The organism is Tatumella sp. UBA2305 (assembly GCF_002345795.1).
GTDB lineage: Bacteria > Pseudomonadota > Gammaproteobacteria > Enterobacterales > Enterobacteriaceae > Tatumella > Tatumella morbirosei.
In genome coordinates, this window is the sequence record NZ_DDVT01000020.1 from 16,887 (window position 1) to 38,091 (window position 21,205).

Annotated in this window: 15 protein-coding genes; 7 read left to right on the forward strand and 8 right to left on the reverse strand. The window is 54.2% G+C overall.

Annotated elements, in window-relative coordinates; genetic code table 11:
* Positions 1–38: 38 nt before the first annotated feature.
* The 4 genes from B3Z23_RS12570 to B3Z23_RS12585 are packed head-to-tail and all read right to left on the reverse strand — an operon-like array spanning position 39 to position 3,366.
* On the reverse strand, positions 39–1,430 hold the full coding sequence (locus B3Z23_RS12570; protein WP_294910517.1) for a 6-phospho-beta-glucosidase: 1,392 nt from the start codon (positions 1,428–1,430) through the stop codon (positions 39–41).
* Complete coding sequence (locus B3Z23_RS12575; protein ID WP_294910520.1) at positions 1,427–1,765, reverse strand: PTS lactose/cellobiose transporter subunit IIA; 339 nt, start codon at positions 1,763–1,765, stop codon at positions 1,427–1,429. The genes B3Z23_RS12570 and B3Z23_RS12575 overlap by 4 nt, the downstream gene beginning before the upstream one ends.
* Position 1,766: 1 nt before the next feature.
* Complete coding sequence (locus tag B3Z23_RS12580; protein ID WP_294910523.1) at positions 1,767–3,053, reverse strand: PTS sugar transporter subunit IIC; 1,287 nt, start codon at positions 3,051–3,053, stop codon at positions 1,767–1,769.
* 13 nt (positions 3,054–3,066) lie between these two features.
* Positions 3,067–3,366: a PTS sugar transporter subunit IIB gene (locus tag B3Z23_RS12585; RefSeq protein ID WP_294910526.1), complete on the reverse strand. Its 300-nt coding sequence runs from the start codon at positions 3,364–3,366 to the stop codon at positions 3,067–3,069.
* A 460-nt stretch (positions 3,367–3,826) separates the two neighbouring features.
* Between B3Z23_RS12585 and B3Z23_RS12590 the strand changes: the two genes are divergently transcribed.
* Positions 3,827–4,996: an MFS transporter gene (locus B3Z23_RS12590; protein ID WP_294910529.1), complete on the forward strand. Its 1,170-nt coding sequence runs from the start codon at positions 3,827–3,829 to the stop codon at positions 4,994–4,996.
* Between the two features lie 10 nt (positions 4,997–5,006).
* Here B3Z23_RS12590 and B3Z23_RS12595 read toward each other — a convergent pair whose 3' ends face one another.
* The 3 genes from B3Z23_RS12595 to B3Z23_RS12605 are packed head-to-tail and all read right to left on the reverse strand — an operon-like array spanning position 5,007 to position 6,938.
* Positions 5,007–5,942, reverse strand: a complete 936-nt coding sequence (locus B3Z23_RS12595) for a LysR family transcriptional regulator (protein WP_294910531.1) — start codon at positions 5,940–5,942, stop codon at positions 5,007–5,009.
* A 57-nt stretch (positions 5,943–5,999) separates the two neighbouring features.
* A complete protein-coding gene (locus B3Z23_RS12600; protein ID WP_294910534.1) occupies positions 6,000–6,488 on the reverse strand; it encodes a nuclear transport factor 2 family protein in 489 nt (162 codons plus the stop codon).
* A 48-nt stretch (positions 6,489–6,536) separates the two neighbouring features.
* Positions 6,537–6,938 carry a VOC family protein gene (locus B3Z23_RS12605; protein ID WP_294910536.1) on the reverse strand — a complete coding sequence of 134 codons (402 nt, stop codon included), beginning with the start codon at positions 6,936–6,938 and terminating at the stop codon, positions 6,537–6,539.
* Between the two features lie 158 nt (positions 6,939–7,096).
* On the opposite strand from B3Z23_RS12605, the gene lysA reads away from it, so the two are divergent.
* A complete protein-coding gene (lysA, locus tag B3Z23_RS12610) occupies positions 7,097–8,362 on the forward strand; it encodes a diaminopimelate decarboxylase (protein WP_294910539.1) in 1,266 nt (421 codons plus the stop codon).
* A gap of 19 nt (positions 8,363–8,381) precedes the next feature.
* On the opposite strand, the gene galR is transcribed toward lysA, so the two are convergent.
* Positions 8,382–9,395 (reverse strand): HTH-type transcriptional regulator GalR, encoded by a 1,014-nt coding sequence (gene galR / locus B3Z23_RS12615; RefSeq protein WP_294910543.1) that lies wholly within the window; start codon positions 9,393–9,395, stop codon positions 8,382–8,384.
* A gap of 540 nt (positions 9,396–9,935) precedes the next feature.
* Here galR and B3Z23_RS12620 point away from each other — a divergent pair.
* The 5 genes from B3Z23_RS12620 to B3Z23_RS12640 all read left to right on the forward strand — a co-directional run bounded on the left by B3Z23_RS12620 (position 9,936) and on the right by B3Z23_RS12640 (position 21,058).
* On the forward strand, positions 9,936–11,693 hold the full coding sequence (locus B3Z23_RS12620; RefSeq protein WP_294910545.1) for a penicillin-binding transpeptidase domain-containing protein: 1,758 nt from the start codon (positions 9,936–9,938) through the stop codon (positions 11,691–11,693).
* A gap of 319 nt (positions 11,694–12,012) precedes the next feature.
* Complete coding sequence (locus B3Z23_RS12625) at positions 12,013–13,338, forward strand: MdtA/MuxA family multidrug efflux RND transporter periplasmic adaptor subunit (RefSeq protein WP_294910547.1); 1,326 nt, start codon at positions 12,013–12,015, stop codon at positions 13,336–13,338.
* Positions 13,338–16,523 carry an efflux RND transporter permease subunit gene (locus tag B3Z23_RS12630; protein ID WP_294910550.1) on the forward strand — a complete coding sequence of 1,062 codons (3,186 nt, stop codon included), beginning with the start codon at positions 13,338–13,340 and terminating at the stop codon, positions 16,521–16,523. The genes B3Z23_RS12625 and B3Z23_RS12630 overlap by 1 nt, the downstream gene beginning before the upstream one ends.
* On the forward strand, positions 16,520–19,621 hold the full coding sequence (locus B3Z23_RS12635; protein ID WP_294910552.1) for an efflux RND transporter permease subunit: 3,102 nt from the start codon (positions 16,520–16,522) through the stop codon (positions 19,619–19,621). Before B3Z23_RS12630 ends, B3Z23_RS12635 begins: the two co-directional genes overlap by 4 nt.
* Before the next feature lie 3 nt (positions 19,622–19,624).
* Positions 19,625–21,058 carry an efflux transporter outer membrane subunit gene (locus B3Z23_RS12640; RefSeq protein ID WP_294910555.1) on the forward strand — a complete coding sequence of 478 codons (1,434 nt, stop codon included), beginning with the start codon at positions 19,625–19,627 and terminating at the stop codon, positions 21,056–21,058.
* The last annotated feature ends 147 nt before the right edge of the window (positions 21,059–21,205 follow it).

The following is a 21,205-nucleotide window of genomic DNA, read 5'->3' on the forward strand; positions in this document are numbered from 1 at the left end:
TTAACAGGACACCATGAAGTCTTGCGCAGCCGGGCTGCTTATTGCTGATGGTTCTTACGGTCGGCCAGTAATTCGTCAACAAACCGGGTATCTGCCGACTGAGTCGCTTCAATGCGGGCGATCGCATCGCCGAATTGTGGCAGATATTTTTTATGGGCGTATAACAACTGGTCCAGCACCTGTCGGGCGGTATCTCCGGCACGGATCAACGGATTGATAGTGAAAGCATGCAGAGCCGCGCCGTAGTCACCCGTTACCGCGGCTTCTATCACCGTCTGCTCCATGGCTTTCATCAGTTGTACCATGCCGCGTGCGGCAGGGGGCAGGGTTCCCCATGTCAGAGGCTCGGCACCATGCGAGGTAATATAGGCAGAGACTTCCGCGATACAATCATAAGGCAGGTCTGCCAGTGCACCATTGTTACGGGTGCTGACCACCATCAGTTTCCGGCTGTCGTTGTAAATCGATTCGATCAGGTCACAGGCCGCATCACTGTAATGAGCACCACCGCGCTGTGCCAGTTCCGGCGGTTTTTCCTTCAGGTCCGGATTTTTATACATTTCAAACAGACGACTTTCGGTGGCTTTGACCACTTCGGCCCGGGTGGCGTAGTTTTCGAAATCTTCAACCGCATGCCCCAACATCTGTTGTTCCAGATAATAATAGCGATGGTAACCACAGGGCAGCAGACCGAGATGGCGAACCTGCTCAACATTAAACGGAATCTGATGAATATTGGTCAGGCCTTCGTTTTGCTGTTGTTGTGCATAAATCGCTTCCAGCAGGCCGGCGGTTCGCTCGGTTCCCTGCTTATCCCATACACGGTGCCAGTGGAAGTGATTCAGCCCGGCAAATTTAAAGAACAATGACTGTTCCGGTTGGTTCAGCAGCGTCTTTGCCTGCTCAATATGGCTGAACGGCACATTACACAGGCCGATAGTTTTCTCCCACTGACCGTAACGGATAGCCGCTTCGGTGACCATACCGGCCGGATTAGTGAAGTTAACCAGCCAGGCATTTGGGCATTGCTGGCGCATATCTTTGATAATATCGAGGATCACCGGAATGGTGCGCAGCGCTTTCATAATTCCGCCTGCGCCATTGGTCTCCTGACCCAGGTAACCATGGGCTAAAGGAATACACTCATCTTTCAGCCGGGCTTCCAGTAATCCGACGCGGAACTGTGTGGTGACAAAATCGGCATCTTTCAGTGCGGCTTTGCGGTCCAGCGTCAGACGCACCTGCCAGGGCAGTCCGGCAGATTCAATCATCCGTCGGGCCATGTCGCCGACAATTTGTAACTTCTCTTTGCCTTCCTCAATATCAACCAGCCAGATCTCTTTGATCGGTAATTTATCTTTGCGGAGAATAAATCCTTCTATCAGCTCCGGGGTATAGCTTGAACCGCCCCCGATAGTGACTATTTTCATTCGGCTTCCTTTCTCTGTGAGGTGAGTGAATTGAATTTCTGATACAGCGCAACAATCTCTTCCGCCATTTCTCTGCACAGCATGGCATTCATGATGTGATCCTGAGCGTGTACCATAATCAGGCTGACCGGTATTTTGCCACAGCCTTCATCCAGGCCTATCAGTTGGGTCTGGCTGTTATGGCACTGCCGGGCCGCCAGGGTAGACTTCTGCAGACAACCGGCAGCCTGTTCCCACTGGCCGCTACGGGCCGCCTGAATCGCTTCCATGGCGAAGGATTTAGACTCCCCGGCGCACAGAATTAAGTTGATCATCATTTCTTCGGTGATATCCATATCAGACTCCGCTGTTTTGTTCTTCGGCCAGTAAACTCCGTTCATAAAGCTTGCAGAACGGGTAGTAGATCAGTGCCGAGCTGCATACCAGCACCAGTACCAGCAGCGCGGCATTAATATCCCAGCCGGTCGCCCAGGCGGCACCTATCGGGCCGGGCGAGGTCCAGGGGGCCAGTGAGACAATATGCGCCACCAGACCATATTTAATCGCAAACCAGGCCAGTACCGCATTTACCACCGGAGTCAGGATAAACGGGATAAAGAACAAGGTGTTCATGACAATCGGGGAACCAAATATCACCGGCTCATTGATGTTAAACAGCGAGGGAACCAGCGATATTTTGCCGATAGAACGCAGATGGGCAGATTTACTGCGCAAATAGAGCAGCACCAGTCCGAGGGTGGCCCCGGAACCCCCCAGGGTAATAAAGAAAGCCCAGAAGGGTTCGACAAAAATATGTTCTGCCGGCAGGCCACTGGCCAGTTTGCTCTGGTTAATCCCAAGATTCGTCAGCCAGAATGCCTGTAAGAAGCCGCTGACAATGGTCGCGCCATGAATCCCTGCAAACCACAGCACATGGCAAATAATCACCGCGATGATCACCGCCGGTAATGAGTCTGAGGCGGATAATAACGGGCTGAACAGCGCCATAATGGCCTGCGGAATCAGCATGCCGCTGAGTGACTGTACGGCCAGGCTGACCGGAAACAGGATTAACAGCACCAGGGACAAAGGAATTAACTGATTAAATGATTTGCGGATATTATCCGGCACCTGCTCAGGCAGGCGGATTCCGATGTTTTTCTGGTGTAAAACGTGTGACAGTTCACAGACGAGTACCGCGACAATGATGGCGGTGAAAATTCCGGAGCCTCCCAGATAGCTGCTCTCCATGGTGCCATTATTCAGCGGGCAGCAGATTAGTAAAAAGGCCACCAGTGCCAGTAAGGCGGTATTCAGCCCCTCCAGCCGGTAGTGCCGCGCCAGGCAGTAACTGATGGCCGGGCAGATATATACCGACATAATCCCCATGGTCATATTATAGGGGGTGAGGAGTTGCTGTTTGTATTCCGCAGCGATATATAGCCAGCCACGGGCAATAAAAAACTGGTTATCTTCAGAAAAGGGCGGGTAAGCAAATATCAGTATAAAAGAACCGATAATCATAAATGGCATCACCGCGATAAACCCGTCGCGGATGGCCATAATATGCCGCTGAGAGGATATTTTGGCGGCAACCGGTAACATTACCTGCTCCAGCGAAGAAAACATGCGGTTAATATCCATATTCCCTCCGGGATTACATTGCCAAAGCCGATTCCAGCACTTTATCGCCGCGCATCATGCCATAATCCCGGATATCGATAACGGCAACCGGAATATTCAGTGGAGCCAGTTTTTGCTGCACTTCGGCCAGTTTATATTTGACCTGTGGTCCCAGCAGACAGCAGTCGGTATTGGTAAGGTGAGAGTCTAATTCATTGATACTTATGGCATTGATTTCTACATCAATCGCCTGGTCTGCGGCATATTTCTGCATCCGGCTCACCAGCATGCTGGTGGACATTCCTGCGGCACAACAAAGCAGTATATTTTTCATATTCATTCCCTGAGTACGTGAAATTCATCCTGAATGAAAATAATGCACCATCGGGTTTATACAGGTTCTGATTAATTTATAGTGTGCGGAAAATCACATGTGGAAAATATACCTGCTGTTTCTTATTTTTCATTATTGACGGCTTGTGAGTGATGCTGTTTACCCGATCCATTAATTATTTTTTTATTTTTGAGTAATAAAACTCCGGCTGACGGAATAAACAGTAAAATATTTCAGTATTTGGTCTTATCCGTGAAACACTCTGTATCCGCAGGCTCAGTTTTCACTTTTGCGGTTAACGCAATTATGAATTGCAGTCATAGTAGTTTGACCCACGGCTGAGCTGTGCTTTACTAACAAGTGAGCTGTGCTGTTACATTCAATCATCCAGTCTGACCCGGTGGGGACCTGCACCTGTCGCCGGGTATCGTAGTTTCTAAAAATTATTACAGGAGTCTTTATGCCCGTAGCTCTACTGGCACTGGCACTGAGTGCGTTTGCTATCGGAACCACTGAGTTTGTGATTATGGGATTACTTCCCGAGGTGGCAGGGAATCTGCAAGTGTCCATCCCGTCAGCCGGCTGGCTTATCAGTGGCTATGCGCTGGGGGTGGCGATAGGTGCGCCGATTATGGCGTTAGTGACGGCGCGTCTGCCCCGTAAACGTACCTTATTGCTGCTGATGCTGATTTTTATTCTCGGTAATCTGATGTGCGCTATGGCGCCCAACTATCATCTGCTGATGCTGGCCAGAATCGTGACCGCGCTCTGTCATGGCGCATTTTTTGGTATCGGTTCTGTGGTCGCGGCCAGCCTGGTGGCCCCTAATCGTCAGGCCTCAGCCGTGGCGCTGATGTTTACGGGGCTGACGCTGGCTAACGTTCTGGGCGTTCCTCTCGGGACCTGGTTCGGCCAGCTGTATGGCTGGCGTGCCACCTTCTGGGCGGTAGGCGGCATTGGGGTGCTGGCCTTTATCGGGCTGGCACTGAGCCTGCCGGTTAACCATGAAGAAAAACCGGTCGATCTGATGAGCGAAATCAGTGCGCTGGCCAATGGGAAACTCTGGTTATCGCTACTGATGACCGTGTTCTTTGCCGCAGCGATGTTTGCCTTGTTCAGCTATATCGCGCCGCTCCTGTTGCAGGTGACCGGAATAAGTGACAAGGGGGTCAGCTGGACACTGTTCCTGATGGGGGCAGGCCTGACGCTGGGCAATATCCTGGGCGGACGGCTGGCGGACTGGAAAGTCTCTTTCAGCCTGTTGTTAAGCTTCACCCTGATTGCTGTATTTTCGCTGGTGTTCCGCTGGACCAGCAGCGAAATCTGGCTGGCTGAAATTACCCTGTTTATCTGGTCGATGGCGACGTTCTCGACCGTACCCGCGTTACAAATCAATGTGGTACGCCATGGTAAGGATGCCCCGCATCTGGTCTCTACCCTGAACATTTCTGCCTTTAACCTGGGGAATGCCATTGGGGCATGGCTGGGCGGTCTGGTGATTGGCCGTGGCCTGGGGCTGACCTTTGTGCCTGTCACCGCGGCAGCACTGGCGGTTGTCGGCTTACTGGTTGCGCTGCTTATCTTCCGTGGCGGGTCACATGCACCGGCACGGGAACTGCGCCAGCAGTAACCCACTTGCGTCAGCTACTGCCAGCCGGCAGTAGCTGATGTTCAATCTGCCGGACAAATTGTCCGGCCTGTTGTTGCAGGTGACGAATAAATGCCCCGGTCAGCGCGGATGCTGGCCGGTGTAATGGCCGGATCAGACTGACGGTAAACGGGACACTGATACTGAAACGTCGCATTACCACCCCACGTCCGGCGTAATCCAGCGCCGTCAGCGGATTAATAATCGAAACCCCAACCCCCGCTTTCACCATGGCACACACCGATGCCGCACTGTGCGTCTCCATGCGCAGCATCCGGCTGACTTGCTGTTCGCGGAACAGATTATCCAGTAACTGCCGGTAACTGTCGTCTTTAGCCAGGCTGATAAAGGGCAATCCGGCAAAATCGGCTGGCGTCAGTTGTTGTCGGGAGGCCAGCGGATGCTGTTCCGGCAATACACAAACTTCATCAACGGTCAGTAGCGGTAGCCGCTCGGTGCCGGCGGGGACGCTGTGGGTTTCGGTCATTCCCAGGTCATAGCGTTGGGCAGAGAGCCACTCCTCAAGTAACGGCGATTCACGGGGAATAATATTCATACTCACCGTCGGATAGAGTTCCAGAAACGGCTGGCAAAGTGCCGGTAACAGAGACTGGGAGAAGGCAGGCAGGCAGGCCACCGAGAGCTCTGCCTGGTGAAAATCCCTTAATCCTTCGGCCACTTCACGTATCCGTTCCATACCATACCAGCTGCGTTCAACCTCTTCGAAAAGTCGTAACCCTTGTACTGTCGGTTGCAGCCGTCCACGTACCCGGCTAAACAGGCTGACGGACAGTTGTTGTTCAAAACGGGCCAGTTCGCGGCTGAGGGTGGGCTGAGAAGTATGAAGGAACTCAGCCGCCTGGGTGAGGTTGCCACGGGTCATGATGGCGTGGAAGATCTCAATCTGACGCCAGTGTATTTTTTGCATAACTCAGAATACCAAAAATGCCCCGCTGACGCGGGGCAGGGCAGGAGCAGAGGTGGCTCAGAACATGGTGTTAGTGTTGGCCGAAGTCGCCGGGACATCCTGGACCGAGTCCCAGTGCTCGACAATTTTGCCGTGTTCCACCCGGAAGATATCGACAATGGCACGGCCACGGTCGTCAGCATTTTTTACCGAATGAACCCGCAGGAATACCCGGTCACCGTAGGTACCGTACTGGGTGATTTCAGAATGGGCCTGCGGATTCGCCTTGAAATATCCGGCGAAATAACTGACAAATGGGGCACGCCCGTCAGGAACATGCGGATTATGTTGTTTATATCCCGGCGATAAGTCACGGTCCGCAGCCTGTAAATTATGCTGGTTAAAAAAATCCTGATAGAACTGGTAAACCAGCTTCAGATTCTGGTTTTCCTGTTGCAGGTTCCGCGCCGGGCTGGTGTCTGATGGCGGTGGAAAAGGCTGACTGGCGGCGGCCAGGGCGCCGGCCGAACAGAACAGACTGACTGCCAGGATAACTGCGTGTTTCATAAGTTAATCTCCGTTTCTTTCACAGGAAAGCCTCTGCCGGTGTACGGTTCAGCTCTGACGATTCTGGTAGAGATCCCAGCGGTTACCGTACAAATCTTCAAATACCACCACGGTGCCGTACTCTTCTTCGCGCGGGTCTTCGCAAAACTGAACACCGGCTTTTAACATCTTATGGTAGTCACGCCAGAAGTCATCGGTCTGCAGAAACAGAAACACTCTGCCACCGCACTGGTTCCCGATAAATTCAGTTTGTCGCGGCTCAGACGCGCGGGCAAGCAACAGATTGCAATCGCTGTCCGGGTTAGGGGTCACCACCACCCAGCGTTTGCCGGGTTGCGGAGTATCTTCCACCAGAGTAAAACCCAGGCTGTGAGTATAGTAGTCAATCGCGCGGTCGTAATCGTCGACTACAATCGCCACATAGCCCATACATTTCTTCTGTGTACGCAACGGAGGGTTCCTTAGTTGAGAACAGGTCAGGGGGCGGCCAGAGGGCAGAGCACTGAGGTAGCCCATATCAGAAGTAAATAGATATCAGATGAAATGATATTTTTCAATATGGTCAGACTGTGGCTTACTGTGACTATCAGCACAGGAGAATAAAAATTATGCCACGCCCGTTAACCACCACCGAAACCGCTCTCAACCAGCAAAACCTGCTGCCTCTGGCACAGCGTTATCAGGGGCCATTCTGGGCCTATGATGGCGAAGTGATCCGCCGGCAGATTGAAAAGCTTCGTGACTTTGACGTGATCCGTTTTGCCCAGAAAGCCTGCTCAAATATTCATATTTTACGGCTGATGCGTGCCGCCGGCGTTAAAGTGGATTCGGTTTCGCTGGGAGAAATTGAACGGGCGTTAGTCGCCGGTTATCCGGCCGGAGGGGACGATATCGTATTCACTGCCGATGTGCTGGATAATGCGGTATTACACCGGGTGGCTGAACTGAAAATTCCGGTGAATGCCGGTTCGATAGATATGTTACATCAGTTGGCGGAAGTGTCTGCCGGTCATCCGGTATGGCTGCGCATTAACCCGGGATTTGGTCATGGGCACAGTCAGAAAACCAATACCGGCGGCGAAAACAGTAAGCACGGTATCTGGTATCTGGCACTGAATGAGGCCTTACAGGTGGTCCGTGACAAAGGACTGACGCTGGCGGGTCTGCATATGCATATCGGGTCGGGAGTCGATTATCAGCATCTGCAACAGGTATGTGATGCAATGGTCGATCAGGTGATTAGCAGTGGAGCCGATGTTCCGGCCATTTCTGCCGGGGGAGGATTATCCATCCCTTACCGTTATGCGGAAGCAGAAATCGATCCGACGCACTATTACACCCTGTGGAACGGGGCGCGTCAGCGAATTGCCGATCATCTGGGGCATCCGGTTACCCTGGAAATTGAGCCGGGACGTTTTCTGGTGGCCCAGTCCGGGGTGTTGGTCAGCCAGGTCCGTGCGGTTAAACCGATGGGAAGTCGCCACTTTGTGCTGGTGGATGCCGGGTTCAGTGACCTGATGCGTCCGTCGATGTACGGCAGTTATCATGAAATTTCGGTGATGCCCGCCGACGGATGTCAGGCTGACAGCAGCGTGACCTTTGATTCCGTGGTGGCCGGCCCGTTGTGTGAGTCCGGGGATGTGTTTACCCAGCTGGAAGGGGGGATGGTGGAACCTCGTGCACTGCCCCGGGTCAGCGTTGGCGATTATCTGGTATTTCATGATACCGGGGCTTATGGCGCATCCATGTCGTCAAACTACAACAGCCGGCCACTGATCCCCGAAGTATTGTTTACCGAAGGGCAGCCGCGTGAAATTCGTCGCGCCCAGACCATCGGTGAGTTGCTGGCACTGGAGTCAGAGACCCCCCTGTAATGGCAGGCCGCCGGGCGGTTTAGCCCGGCTGATCGTTATATCTGGCGACCGAATGGCGGATCACCAGGGTAGGGTGGAACAGATGGGTGACCGGCGGAGCGGGTTCGTTCTTCGATAATGCCAGCGCCAGTGCAGCCGCCTGTTGGGCCATAGTGACGACCGGATACCGGATAGTGGTAAGACGAGGCCGCAGGTATCGGGAAACCAGCACATCATCAAAACCCATCAGTGACATCTGCTGTGGTACCTGAATGCTGTTGTCATTGAGCGCCGCCAGCGCCCCTGCCGCCATGGAGTCGTTATAACAGGCGACTGCGCTAAAGTCCTTGCCCTGGGCCAGCAGACTGATCATGGCCTGCTCGCCCCCGGTTTCGTCCGGATCGCCGAAGGCGACCAGTTGCCGGTTGGCCGGAAGCTGATGATCGCTCAGAGCGCGGTAATAACCCGCCAGCCGGTCACTGGCATCTGAAATTGCGTGGTCAGAGCAGATAAACGCAATATTTTCATGTCCCTGCTGAATCAGATGGCGGGTGGCCAGCCAGCCTCCGTAATTATCATCCAGCGCAATGCAACGGTGTTCGAAGCCCGGCAGGGTGCGGTTAATCAGCACAATCCCCGGGATATAGCGCATTAATTCCGACAGTTCATCATCCGGTATTTTTTTGACATGCAGCACCAGAGCTTCGCACTGATGGCGGATCAGTTGCTGAATGGCCAGCCGCTCCTGATGTTCATCGTGATAGCCATTCCCAATCAGCAGGAAGTTATTGGTCTGGCTGGCGACTTCATCCACCGCTTTTACCATCGCCCCAAAGAAGGGATCCGCCACATCTGCCACGATAAGACCAATGGTCGCCGTGGTTTGTTGGGCCAGTGCACGGGCATTGGCGTTGGGCTGATAATGCAGTTCCTGCATCGCCTCCTGCACTGCCTGGCGTGAAGCTTCACTGGCTTTCGGCGAATGGTTGAGCACGCGGGAAACAGTGGCGACTGAGACGCCGGCGAGTCTGGCGACATCCTTTATCGTTGCCATGATGGGATTCCGGGAAAACGTTTACACATTGGACCAGTGTTACGGAAAAGCCGACGAACTGCAAGCTGAGAAAATGTCGGCTAACCCGCAAATTTGATTAAAATAGTCAGGTTTTTCAGAATAATGACAGCGATTCGGGGAGGCCTCTGCGCTCAAAGGGCAGTCCCGGCAATCTGCAGGGGATAAGCGAGTGTGGAGATAGTTCAATGTATTTGAAGCGTTAATCTCTAAATAGCTGCTTACATTTTGCGGACAACTGTTGCGTTTATGTTGTAGAGAGAAACAGTGGAAACCTGGTAGATTGAAGGTCCCAGAGGTATTGATGGGTGAACATCAAAAGTTTTGATTACACCAACCTGCGCTGAAGCGCAGGTTTTTTTTGCCTTCGGTTTCTCATTTCTTCCGTTGCCCTGATATGCTATCAATGTTCACTCTCATTAAAGATTACCAACTGATACACACTTTCGCTGTGATCCTGCGGGTAAATTCATTATAAGACTGTGTTAATACGCCTTATTATTCATAATTCAGCGGAATGTTATGCCCCGGATAAAGAAGATACTGGGAAAAGACCAGATCAAATCAACGTTTAACCCTTTTCGTTTTCGCCTGGTATGTCTTGGTGTCGTAAGTTGCCTGGTATTTCTGGTGCTGCGGGTAGGTGATTTGCAGTTACTGGATCATCCAATGCTGGAAAAAGAAGCTGACCAGCGTTCGTTACGTGAAGTCGTGTTGCCAACCAACCGTGGCACCCTGCTGGACAGAAACGGCGATACCCTGGCACTGAGTGTGCCGTCGCGGGATATTATTGCCGATCCACTCAAGGTGCTGGAAGGAAACCCCAATTTTTACGACCCGAAATGGGCCTATCTGGCGGCGGCACTGGATATGCGTCCGGAGCAGCTGGCGGCGCAAATCACCGCCAGTCCGAAAAAACGTTTCCTCTATCTGGGCCGGAAAATCGAACTGGGTATCGCCAAAGACATCAGTCAACTGCATCTGACCGGGATCTCTTCGGTTTATGATGACAGCCGTTTTTATCCGATGGGTGATGCGGCAGCCCCGCTGATTGGCATTGTCGGTGCGGATAACAGTGGTCTGAACGGTATCGAGAAGAGTTTCGACAAAATTTTGCAGGGTGAACCGGGGAAAGAGAAATACCGCCAGGATGGCCACGGCAATATTATTTCGATGATCAGTTACCAGCCACCCACCCAGCCGCCGACGGTACAACTGAGCATCGATAAGTTTATCCAGTACACCATGTACAGTAAGCTGCGTGACGGCGTGTTACTCAATAAAGCAGACTCAGGTGCCGCGGTGATGGTGCGGGTAGACACCGGGGAAATCCTCGGCATGGCCTCTTATCCTTCGTACAACCCGAATAATTATGATGATGCCACTCCGACACAGATGCGTAATGTCGCGATTAACGACAGCTTTGAGCCAGGATCTACCGTTAAACCGCTGGTGGTGATGGAAGGATTGCAGCGACATCTGGTCCGTCCTGATTCGGTGATTGATACCACCCCTTATACGGTGAATGGCCATCTGATTCGTGACGTCGGACACTGGCCGCGGCTGACCATGACCGGCATATTGCAGAAGTCGAGTGATATCGGGGTATCCCACATTGCGCTGGCGATGCCGGCAGAAGTGTTGGTGAATACTTACCGTTCCTTTGGGTTAGGCAGGCCAACCGATCTGGGGCTGACCGGGGAAAGCACCGGTTACTTCCCGCTGCACCGCCAGCGCTGGGCGGATATCGAACGGGCGACATTTGCGTTTGGTTATGGATTACGTCTGACCCCGCTGCAGATTGCCCGTGAATACGCCACTCTGGGTTCATTCGGTATTTATCGCCCGTTATCAATCACCAAGGTTACCCCGCCGGTGGAAGGGACCCGGGTCGCCGATGAAGATGTGGTCCGCAGTGTGGTGCATATGATGGAAAGTGATGCATTGCCTGGCGGTTCAGGGGTTCGTGCCGCCGTACCGGGCTATCGTCTGGCGATTAAAACCGGTACCGCCGAAAAAATGGGCAGTAATGGTAAGTATGATGGCGGCTATATTAACTATACTGCCGGGGTCGCTCCCGCCAGTCACCCGGTGGTGGCGTTAGTCATCATGGTGAACCACCCGACAGCAGGTACTCACTTCGGGGGCACGGTGGCCGCGCCGATTTTCGGTAATATTATCGGCCCGGTGCTGAAGTATCTGAATGTGCCGCCGGATGCACTTTACAGTACCAATGCCAGCCTGCCACCGGGCACGGATACTTCAACTCCCGCCGATTAAATCCACGGCGTACCGCAGGCGGTGTTGTGGGACGAGATGTTCCCGGCGCTGTCTGCGCTGTTGAATCCTGCGGCTGGCCGCCCACTCCGGTTGCCAGTGAGAATAATCCGTCATTGTCATTGGCCGTTTCACCCCCCTTACATTATATTTTGAAGCGCTTTACCTGTCAGGACCGACAGGGCTTAACGAAATTCTTACGTTTTGACGGTGGAAATATAGCGGCTCTGTTGTCAATAATAGTCAGGATGTAATTTCATATCACCGCAGAAAGATGACTTCTGTCTGGTGTATTCACTTTCTCTGATAATCACGAAATCTGATGACTAATAACCAAAAGAAACCTGTTCGAACTCACTGGCTGAGATGGCTGTTGTTAGTGATCCTGTGTGCGATTATTGGCGGAGTCGTCTGGCGGGTGTGGTTTTCCGGCGGTTCGGCGGGGGGCTTTGCCGGCCCTGGTGGTCCCGGCGGCCATGGCCGTGGTGGAGAAACGCAAAAGCATCAGGGTAACCGTGGCGGCGGTCGTTGGGGCGGGATGGCAGGTGGCGGGGCGGCATCCATCGTGCATGCCGGCGTTGCCAGCCAGGCCGATGTCCCGGTCTACCTGAGTGCACCCGGCACCGTGATCCCGAATGCCAGTGTCACCGTGACCAGCCGGGTCGACGGACAGTTAGAGAAAGTCTATTTCACCGAAGGTCAGAAGGTCAAAGCCGGCCAGTTGCTGGCACAAATCGATGATCGTACTTATCAGGCGACGCTGGCCCAGTACCAGGGTGCGCTGGCTCAGAACCAGGCATTACTCACCAGCGCACGGTTAACCCTGGCCCGTTACCGTAAACTGTTTGCCGAAGATTCACTTTCCCGACAGGACCTTGAAACTCAGGAAGCCACCACCGGCCAGTACGCGGGTGCGGTGAAAGAAGATCAGGCTCAGATTGACAGTGCCAAAGTCAACATCGGCTATGCACGAATTACCGCGCCGATCAGTGGCCGGGTGGGGTTACGGCTGATCGATCCCGGCAATATGGTACAGAGCTCATCCACCACCGGTATTGTGACTATCACCCAGATGCAGCCTGCGGCAGTCACCTTCAGTGTTCCGCAGAGCAATATCCCGACCCTGATCAAAGCGCTGCATCATGGCGAAGCGTTACCGGCGACCGCTTTTGATCAGAACAACACCACGGTACTGGCACAGGGTGAAGTCCGCTTTATCAGTAACAGCATAGATACCAGCACCGGCAGCATCGAAATGAAAGCCACCTTTGCTAACCAGGATGAAGCCCTGTATGCCAACCAGTTTGTGAATCTGCGCCTGCAAACCAGTCTGTTGAAAAATGCCACGGTGGTGCCGGTACAGGCCGTGCAGTTAAGCAGCGATGGCAGCTTTGTGTTTGTGATTAACGCCGACAACACGGTGACCCGCAAACAAATCACCCCCGGTCCGGTCTATGGTACCGATAAGCAGGTGGTGCTGAGCGGGGTGAATCCGGGGGACCGGCTGGTGACCGATGGCATCGATCGTCTGACCACTGGCGCGAAAGTGTCAGTCGCCACAGACACTACAGTCAACAGTACCACGACCGACAGTGCCGCCTCTGCAGCGGCCGCTGAAAATAAAGACAGTACGCAGGCAAGTCAGTAATGAATCCGTCCCGGCTATTTATTCAGCGCCCTGTCGCCACCATCCTGCTGATGGTGGGAATTTTGTTATCAGGTATCTTCGCTTACCGCTTTTTGTCGGTGTCAGCACTGCCGGAGGTTGATTACCCGACTATTCAGGTCACCACGCTCTATCCCGGTGCCAGTCCCGATGTTATGTCAACCTCGGTGACCTCACCGCTGGAACGTAATCTGGGAGAAATGGCGGGCTTAAGTCAGATGACCTCTGACAGCTCCGGTGGATCTTCCATCATTACCCTGCGTTTCGATCTGAATCTCTCGCTGGATGTCGCCGAACAGGAAGTTCAGGCAGCGATTAATACGGCAACCAGCCTGTTGCCGGATGATCTGCCGAATCCGCCAACCTACAAAAAGGTCAACCCGGCCGATACCGCAGTGATTACCCTGTCGGCGACCTCCGATAACCTGCCGCTGACCCGTATTCAGGATTTGGTGAACACCCGGGTCGCCCTGAAACTGTCACAAATCAGCGGGGTAGGGATGGTGACCCTGGCCGGTGGGAATCAGCCGGCTATTCGCGTCCAACTCAATCCGCAGGCGCTGGCCGCCCATAACCTGACCCTGGAGGACGTGAATACCCTGATCTCCAACAGTAACGTCAATGGTTCAAAAGGCGGATTTGACGGTAAATACCATTCGGTCACCATTGATGCCAATGACCAGCTAAAAACACCGGAAGAGTACGGTAATCTGATCCTCACCTGGCAGAACGGTTCAGCTTTACGCCTGAAAGATATTGCCACCATCACTCAGGGGGCAGAAAACCGTTTCCAGTCCGCGTGGGCCAATAAGAAACCGGCCATCATTATCAGCGTGCAGCGCCAGCCCGGGGCCAACGTTATCCAGGTGGTGGATGGTATTAAAGCGCAGTTGCCAAAATTGCAGGCAACCTTACCGGACGGGGTCAAACTGACGGTGGTTTCTGACCGTACCCAGACTATCCGTGCCTCGATAGAGGATGTGCAGTTCGAACTGTTATTGTCGGTGGCGCTGGTAGTGATGGTGACCTTCCTGTTCCTGCGTAATATTGCGGCAACCCTGATCCCGAGTGTTGCGGTGCCGCTGTCACTGGTGGGTACCTTTGGGGTGATGTATCTGCTGGATTTCAGCCTGAATAACCTGTCACTGATGGCGCTGACCATTGCCACCGGTTTTGTTATCGATGATGCCATCGTGGTGGTAGAAAATATCTCGCGTCGGCTGGAAGAGGGGGAATCGCCGATGCAGGCGGCCCTGAAGGGGTCGCAGCAAATCGGTTTCACCCTGATATCCCTGACATTCTCGCTGATTGCGGTTCTGATCCCGTTATTATTTATGGGAGATGTGGTCGGCAGATTGTTCCGCGAATTTGCGATTACCCTGGCAGTTTCAATACTGGTGTCGCTGGTGGTCTCGCTTACGCTGACCCCCATGCTCAGTGCTTATCTGTTACGCCATATTCCGAAAGAGAAACAGTCGCGCTTCTCCCGCAAAGGGGAGGAGGTGTTTGACCGGATTATCCGTGGCTATGATCGTCTGCTGACGGTTGTGCTTAACCATCAGAAAATAACCCTGCTGGTGGCACTGGCGACCTTTGCACTGACGGCACTACTCTATCTGGCAGTTCCGAAAGGTTTCTTCCCGCCACAGGATACCGGGCTGATTCAGGGTGCCACGATTGCGTCTCAGGATATCTCATTCCAGGAAATGTCCCGGCGTCAGCAGCAACTGGCGGATGTGGTACTGCAAAACCCGTCGGTGGAGTCGCTGACATCGACTATCGGGATTGATGGTTCCAATACCAGTCTTAACAGTGGCCGGTTGCAGATTAACCTGAAACCCTTCTCTGAACGCAGCGATAGCGGGGCGGAAATCGTTAAACAGCTACAGCAGGCTGCGCTGAAGGTACCGGGAATTAAGCTGTATATGCAACAGGCGCAGGATCTGACGGTTGACGATCAGGTCACCCCGAGCCAGTATCAGTTCACGCTGGCCTCGCTGGACAGTGAAGATCTGGTGAACTACACCCCGAAACTGATCGCAGCCCTGGCAAAATATCCGGAATTTAACAGTGTGGTCAGTAACCTGCAGGATCAGGGGAGGATAGCTTATGTCGATCTGGACCGCGATAAAGCAGCCCGTCTGGGGATTACCGCCTCCGATGTCGATACCGCCCTGTATAACGCTTTCGGTCAGCGGCTGGTATCGACCATCTTTACCCAGGCTAACCAGTATCGGGTGGTTCTGGAAGTGGCACCGCAATACCAGCAAAGTCCGCAGTCACTGAACGATATCTACCTGCAGTCTTCGGTGAAGAGCAGCTCTGCCGCAGACAGCAGTTCGTCCACCTCCACCACTGACAGTCCCAGTAGCTCTTCTGGTACCACCACCACCACCGGCATGGTGAAACTTACCTCGATAGCCACTATCCATCAGCGCCTGGGTTCACTGATGAATATGCGGCTTAATCAGTATCCGGCGGTGATGGTGTCGTTTAATCTTAATCAGGGCTATTCCCTTGAGCAGGCACAGCAGGCGATTAGTGAAGTCAGCAAACAACTATCGATGCCTGCATCAATTACCATGGCATACCAGGGGGAAGCCTCGGCGTTCCAGGCGGCGACCGGCAATACGCTGTGGCTGATCCTGGCCGCACTGCTGACCATGTATCTGGTGCTCGGGATCCTCTATGAGAGCTTTATCCACCCGGTGACGATTCTGTCGACTCTGCCCTCGGCGGCTATCGGGGCATTGCTGGCCCTGTTGCTGACAGGTAATGAGTTCAGCCTGATTGCACTGATCGGGGTGATCCTGCTCATCGGCATCGTGAAAAAGAATGCGATCATGATGATCGACTTCGCCCTGGAAGCCGAAAATAAACAGCATATGTCCCCCCGTGAGGCTATCCATCAGGCGTGCCTGTTACGTTTCCGGCCGATTCTGATGACCACCATGGCGGCGTTGCTGGGTGCATTGCCGTTGATGCTGGCGACCGGGTCTGGATCGGAATTACGTGCACCGCTCGGGCTGGTGATTGTGGGCGGACTGATTGTCAGCCAGGTGCTGACCCTGTTCTCCACCCCGGTGATCTATCTGTGGTTCGACGGGATTTCTCAGCGTGGTAAGCGTTACCTGAAACGTAAACGCAACCCACGGGGGGCCTCATGAATATCACCCGGCTGTTTATTTTCCGGCCGGTTGCCACTCTGTTGCTGACCATGGCCATACTGCTGTTGGGTGCTCTGGGTTACCGGCTACTGCCGGTGGCCCCGTTACCGCAGGTGGACTTCCCGACGATTATGGTCAGTGCCAGCCTGCCTGGCGCCAGTCCGGAAACCATGGCAGCGACCGTTGCTACTCCGCTGGAGCGTTCGCTGGGGGAAATTGCCGGGGTCAGCGAAATGACCTCCAGCAGTTCGCAAAGCTCCACCACCATTATTTTGCAGTTTGATCTGAGCCGCGATATCAACGGCGCCGCCCGCGATGTGCAGGCGGCCATCAATGCTGCCCGCAGCCTGTTGCCTAGCAGTATGCCGTCGTTACCCACCTACCGTAAAGCCAACCCGTCAGACGCGCCGATAGTCATGCTGGCGCTGACATCGCCGAACCGGACGGCGGGTGAGTTGTATGATATTGCCGAAAGTAAAGTAGAGCAGGTACTGGCGCAGGTCAACGGGGTCGGGGCCGTCAGCCTGTTTGGCAGTGCGTTACCGGCAGTGCGTATCGACCTGCAACCGGCGAAACTGACCCAGTATGGTATCTCTCTGGATACGGTACGTCAGGCAGTGGCTGACAGTACCTCTAACCGGCCAAAAGGCTTTTTGCAAGGGGACAAACTCTCCTGGTCTATCGACAGCAACAGCCAGCTGGAGAGTGCTGCTTACTACCGTCATCTGATTGTGGTGTATCAGAATGGTAATGCCGTGCGACTCAGCGATGTGGCGACGGTGTATGACAATGTGCAGGATAAATACAATGCCGGTTTCCTGAACGGGAGTCCGGCGGTGATGCTGGGGGTAACCCGGCAGGCCGGGGCCAACATGCTGCAAACCATTGATGCGATTAAAGCCCAGCTGCCGGCATTAAGAGCCAGTATTCCGGCCGACACCGCCCTGAAACTGGTGGTGGACCGTTCGCCGCTGGTACGCGCATCACTCTATGACACCGAAGAAACGCTGCTGGTCGCCGTGTTACTGGTGATTGCCGTGGTATTTGTGTTCCTGCGTAACTGGCAGGCGGTACTGATCCCGGCAGTCGCACTGCCGGTGTCGCTGATTGGCACCTGTATGGTGATGTACCTGCTGGGGTACAGCCTGGATAACCTGTCGCTGATGGCACTGATTATTGCCACCGGGTTTGTAGTCGATGATGCCATTGTGGTGCTGGAAAATATCATGCGCCATATTGAATCCGGGCTGGGGCCGGTGCGGGCGTCAGTGCGGGGTGCCAGAGAGGTGAGCTTTACCGTACTGTCGATGACCGTCTCTCTGATTGCGGTATTTATCCCGATCCTGCTGATGGGCAGCATCGTCGGCCGTTTGTTCCGGGAGTTTGCGGTCACTCTGACCATTTCGCTGGTCATCTCGATGGTGGTGTCGTTGAGTCTGACCCCGATGTTGTGTGCGCGGCTGTTGAAACGCCACTCACCAGTCAGCAAACGTCCCCATCCGCTGTTCCGCTGGATAGAAACTCAGCTAAATCGCCTGTTAACTGCCTATACCCATGGGCTGAGCTGGGTGATGGCACACCAGAAACTGACGATGTTCAGCCTGCTGCTGACCATCCTGCTGAATCTGTTCCTCTATTCCGTGGTACAGAAGGGCTTCTTCCCGAATCAGGATACCGGATTGCTGGTTGGGGCCGTGCGTGCGGATCAGAATATTTCATTCCAGGCGATGCTGCCCAAAGTGAAGCAGTTTACCCAGATTATACGTTCCGACCCGGCGGTAGATTCGGTGATGTCATCAATGGGGGGCGGCATGTTCGGTTCCCGTAACTCAGCACTGTTCTTTATTCGCCTGAAGGACTTTAGTCAGCGCTCTGCAACCGCCACCGAAATCGCTAACCGGCTGACGATGAAAGGTAGCCAAGTGGCGGGCGCGCAGATGTTCCTGATGGCAGCCCAGGATATTCATGTCGGCGGACGCAGTGCTAACGCGACCTATCAGTTCAGTTTGCAGGCCGATGATCTGGATCTGTTAAGGGTCTGGACCCCGAAGGTGGCGGCCGCACTCAGGGCGATCCCGCAGTTAACCAGTGTCGATTCAGATTCACAAACCGGCGGCCAGGAAGTGATGATTGATATCGACCGTGACCGGGCCACCCGGTTAGGGGTGAACGTGAATATGCTGGATACCCTGCTGAACAACTCATTTAGTCAGCGCCAGGTTGCTACCATCTATAAGACGTTGAATCAGTACCATGTGGTGATGATGCTGCAAAGCAGTGATACTCAGGATCCGTCGGAACTTCAGCATCTGTATGTGATTAATAACAACGGAGACAGGATCCCGCTTTCCGCCTTTGCCAGCTTCAGAGGTGGCAATGCTCCGTTGTCTGTGGCGCATCAGGGTCAGTCAGCCACCAGTACCATTGCCTTTAACCTGGCGGATGGCGTTTCGCTGGAACAGGCGCAGCAACTGATAAGCCAGGCGATGGCGAAGATTGCGCTGCCGGATACTATCTCCGCCGGCTTCCAGGGCACGGCGAAAGCCTTTAGCCAACTGACGGCGACGATGCCGTGGCTGATTGCCGCCGCACTGCTGGCGGTGTATATCGTGCTGGGGATGTTGTATGAAAGTTATGTCCATCCACTGACGATACTCTCTACGCTGCCTTCTGCCGGAGTCGGGGCCTTGCTGCTGCTGATTCTGACCAATACACAGTTGACGGTGATCGCGCTGATTGGGATTGTGCTGCTGATTGGTATTGTGAAAAAGAACGCGATTATGATGATCGACTTTGCGCTGGATGCTGAACGCCGGCAGGGTCTGACGCCACAACAGGCGATTACCCAGGCCTGTATTCACCGTTTCAGACCGATCATGATGACGACTCTGGCGGCATTCTTTGGCGCACTGCCACTGGCGCTGGGACACGGCGGTGATGCCGATCTGCGCAGCCCGTTAGGGCTGGCGATTGCCGGTGGCCTGGCGCTCAGCCAGTTACTGACTCTCTTTACCACCCCGGTGGTGTATTTGTGGCTGGACCGGTTAAGCCGGGCCACTAAACGACAATGGCACCGTGTCCGGGCCCCAGGATCCTGATTGATGAAATTCACGAAAAAACTGACACCGGTCTGTCTGGCATTACTGCTCAGTGGTTGTATGGTGGGACCGGACTATCATCGTCCTTCAGCGGATATTCCGCTTCAGTACAAAGAAGCGAAAGGCTGGCAACAGGCACGGCCCGGGGACTCACTTCCCAAAGGGGAATGGTGGCGGGTCTACAATGATCCGGTGCTGAACCAGCTAATGCCACAGGTGGCGATTTCTAACCAGAACATCGCCATGTATCTGGCGCAGTACCGGGAGGCTCAGGCGCTGGCCGCTCAGTCGAAAGCCGCGCTGTTCCCGACCGTTTCCGGCAGCGCCGGTTCAACCCGCAGTGCCAGCCACAGCAGTGGCAGCAATCCGGTGCAGAATATTTCCAACAGCCATACGGCAGAGCTGTCTGCCAGCTGGGAACTGGATCTGTGGGGCAAGCTGCGGCGGACCCTGGAAGAAAACCGCGCCACCGCATCGGCCAGTGCGGCGGAGCTGGCGAATGCCACCCTCAGTGCTCAGTCTGAACTGGCGCAGGACTATTTCCAGCTACGCTTTATGGATCAGCGCATCGCGCTCTACCAGCAGAGTATCGACGCCTATAGCGGCTATTTAAGAGTGATTAATAACAAATACCAGGCCGGGAGTGAGGACAGAGCGACGCTGGCGCAGGCGCAAAATCAACTGGCAAGTACCCGCGCCACGGCACTGGATTATCAGTGGCAGCGTGCCCAGCTTGAACATGCGATTGCCTTATTACTGGGTAAAACACCTTCCGAATTCTCGTTGCCGGTGGCACCTTTGCAGGGAACCCTGCCATCCATTCCGGCAGCCGTTCCCGGCACTCTGCTGCAACGCCGTCCGGATATCGCCTACGCCGAACGTAATGTGGCCGCGGCCAATGCGGCGGTGGGGGTGGCCATTGCCGGTTACTTCCCTGATCTGAGCATCAGTGCCAGCGGCGGATTCAGTTCATCTGTGTTGCACAATTTATTCTCGCTCCCGCAACGGGTCTGGTCACTGGGACCTGAGCTTAGCGGCACGGTACTGGACTTCGGTGCCACCTCTGCCGAAGTGAATCAGGCAAGGGCTTCGTATGATGCCAGTGTTGCTACCTATCGCCAGACAGTTCTGACGGCTATTCAGGGGGTTGAGGATGATCTGGTGGAACTGAATACCCTGCAGCAAGAGATTGCGGCTCAGCAGGAAGCCACCACCGCAGCGATTGAATCTGCCAGGGTCACCCGTAATCAGTACGATGCCGGAATGATCGATTATCTGGATGTCGCGACCACCGAAAATACCAGTCTCAGCTCCCGCCAGAGCCTGCTTTCACTGCAGAGTACTCAGTGGGTGACCAGTGTGGCGCTGATAGCGGCGCTGGGGGGAGGCTGGGATAGTTCACAGCTGCCTGACGCACCTGCCGCCAGCCGTCAGTAATCCCGCCCCTTACAGCCACAGGATTCTGAGTTTTCAGCAGCTTGTGGCTGAGCACTAATTGCACAAAAATAGCGACATTTTCTGCCGGGGAATTGTGTCAGGCGAAACAAACGTGTTTAATTCCTGATATTACTATCTGAAAGCTCA

Coding starts and splice junctions, on each gene's coding strand:
- B3Z23_RS12570 (WP_294910517.1), bottom strand. CDS start 1,430: ATGAAAATAGTCACTATCGGGGGCGGTTCAAGCTATACCCCGGAGCTG.
- B3Z23_RS12575 (WP_294910520.1), bottom strand. CDS start 1,765: ATGGATATCACCGAAGAAATGATGATCAACTTAATTCTGTGCGCCGGG.
- B3Z23_RS12580 (WP_294910523.1), bottom strand. CDS start 3,053: ATGGATATTAACCGCATGTTTTCTTCGCTGGAGCAGGTAATGTTACCG.
- B3Z23_RS12585 (WP_294910526.1), bottom strand. CDS start 3,366: ATGAAAAATATACTGCTTTGTTGTGCCGCAGGAATGTCCACCAGCATG.
- B3Z23_RS12590 (WP_294910529.1), top strand. CDS start 3,827: ATGCCCGTAGCTCTACTGGCACTGGCACTGAGTGCGTTTGCTATCGGA.
- B3Z23_RS12595 (WP_294910531.1), bottom strand. CDS start 5,942: ATGCAAAAAATACACTGGCGTCAGATTGAGATCTTCCACGCCATCATG.
- B3Z23_RS12600 (WP_294910534.1), bottom strand. CDS start 6,488: ATGAAACACGCAGTTATCCTGGCAGTCAGTCTGTTCTGTTCGGCCGGC.
- lysA (WP_294910539.1), top strand. CDS start 7,097: ATGCCACGCCCGTTAACCACCACCGAAACCGCTCTCAACCAGCAAAAC.
- galR (WP_294910543.1), bottom strand. CDS start 9,395: ATGGCAACGATAAAGGATGTCGCCAGACTCGCCGGCGTCTCAGTCGCC.
- B3Z23_RS12620 (WP_294910545.1), top strand. CDS start 9,936: ATGCCCCGGATAAAGAAGATACTGGGAAAAGACCAGATCAAATCAACG.
- B3Z23_RS12625 (WP_294910547.1), top strand. CDS start 12,013: ATGACTAATAACCAAAAGAAACCTGTTCGAACTCACTGGCTGAGATGG.
- B3Z23_RS12630 (WP_294910550.1), top strand. CDS start 13,338: ATGAATCCGTCCCGGCTATTTATTCAGCGCCCTGTCGCCACCATCCTG.
- B3Z23_RS12635 (WP_294910552.1), top strand. CDS start 16,520: ATGAATATCACCCGGCTGTTTATTTTCCGGCCGGTTGCCACTCTGTTG.
- B3Z23_RS12640 (WP_294910555.1), top strand. CDS start 19,625: ATGAAATTCACGAAAAAACTGACACCGGTCTGTCTGGCATTACTGCTC.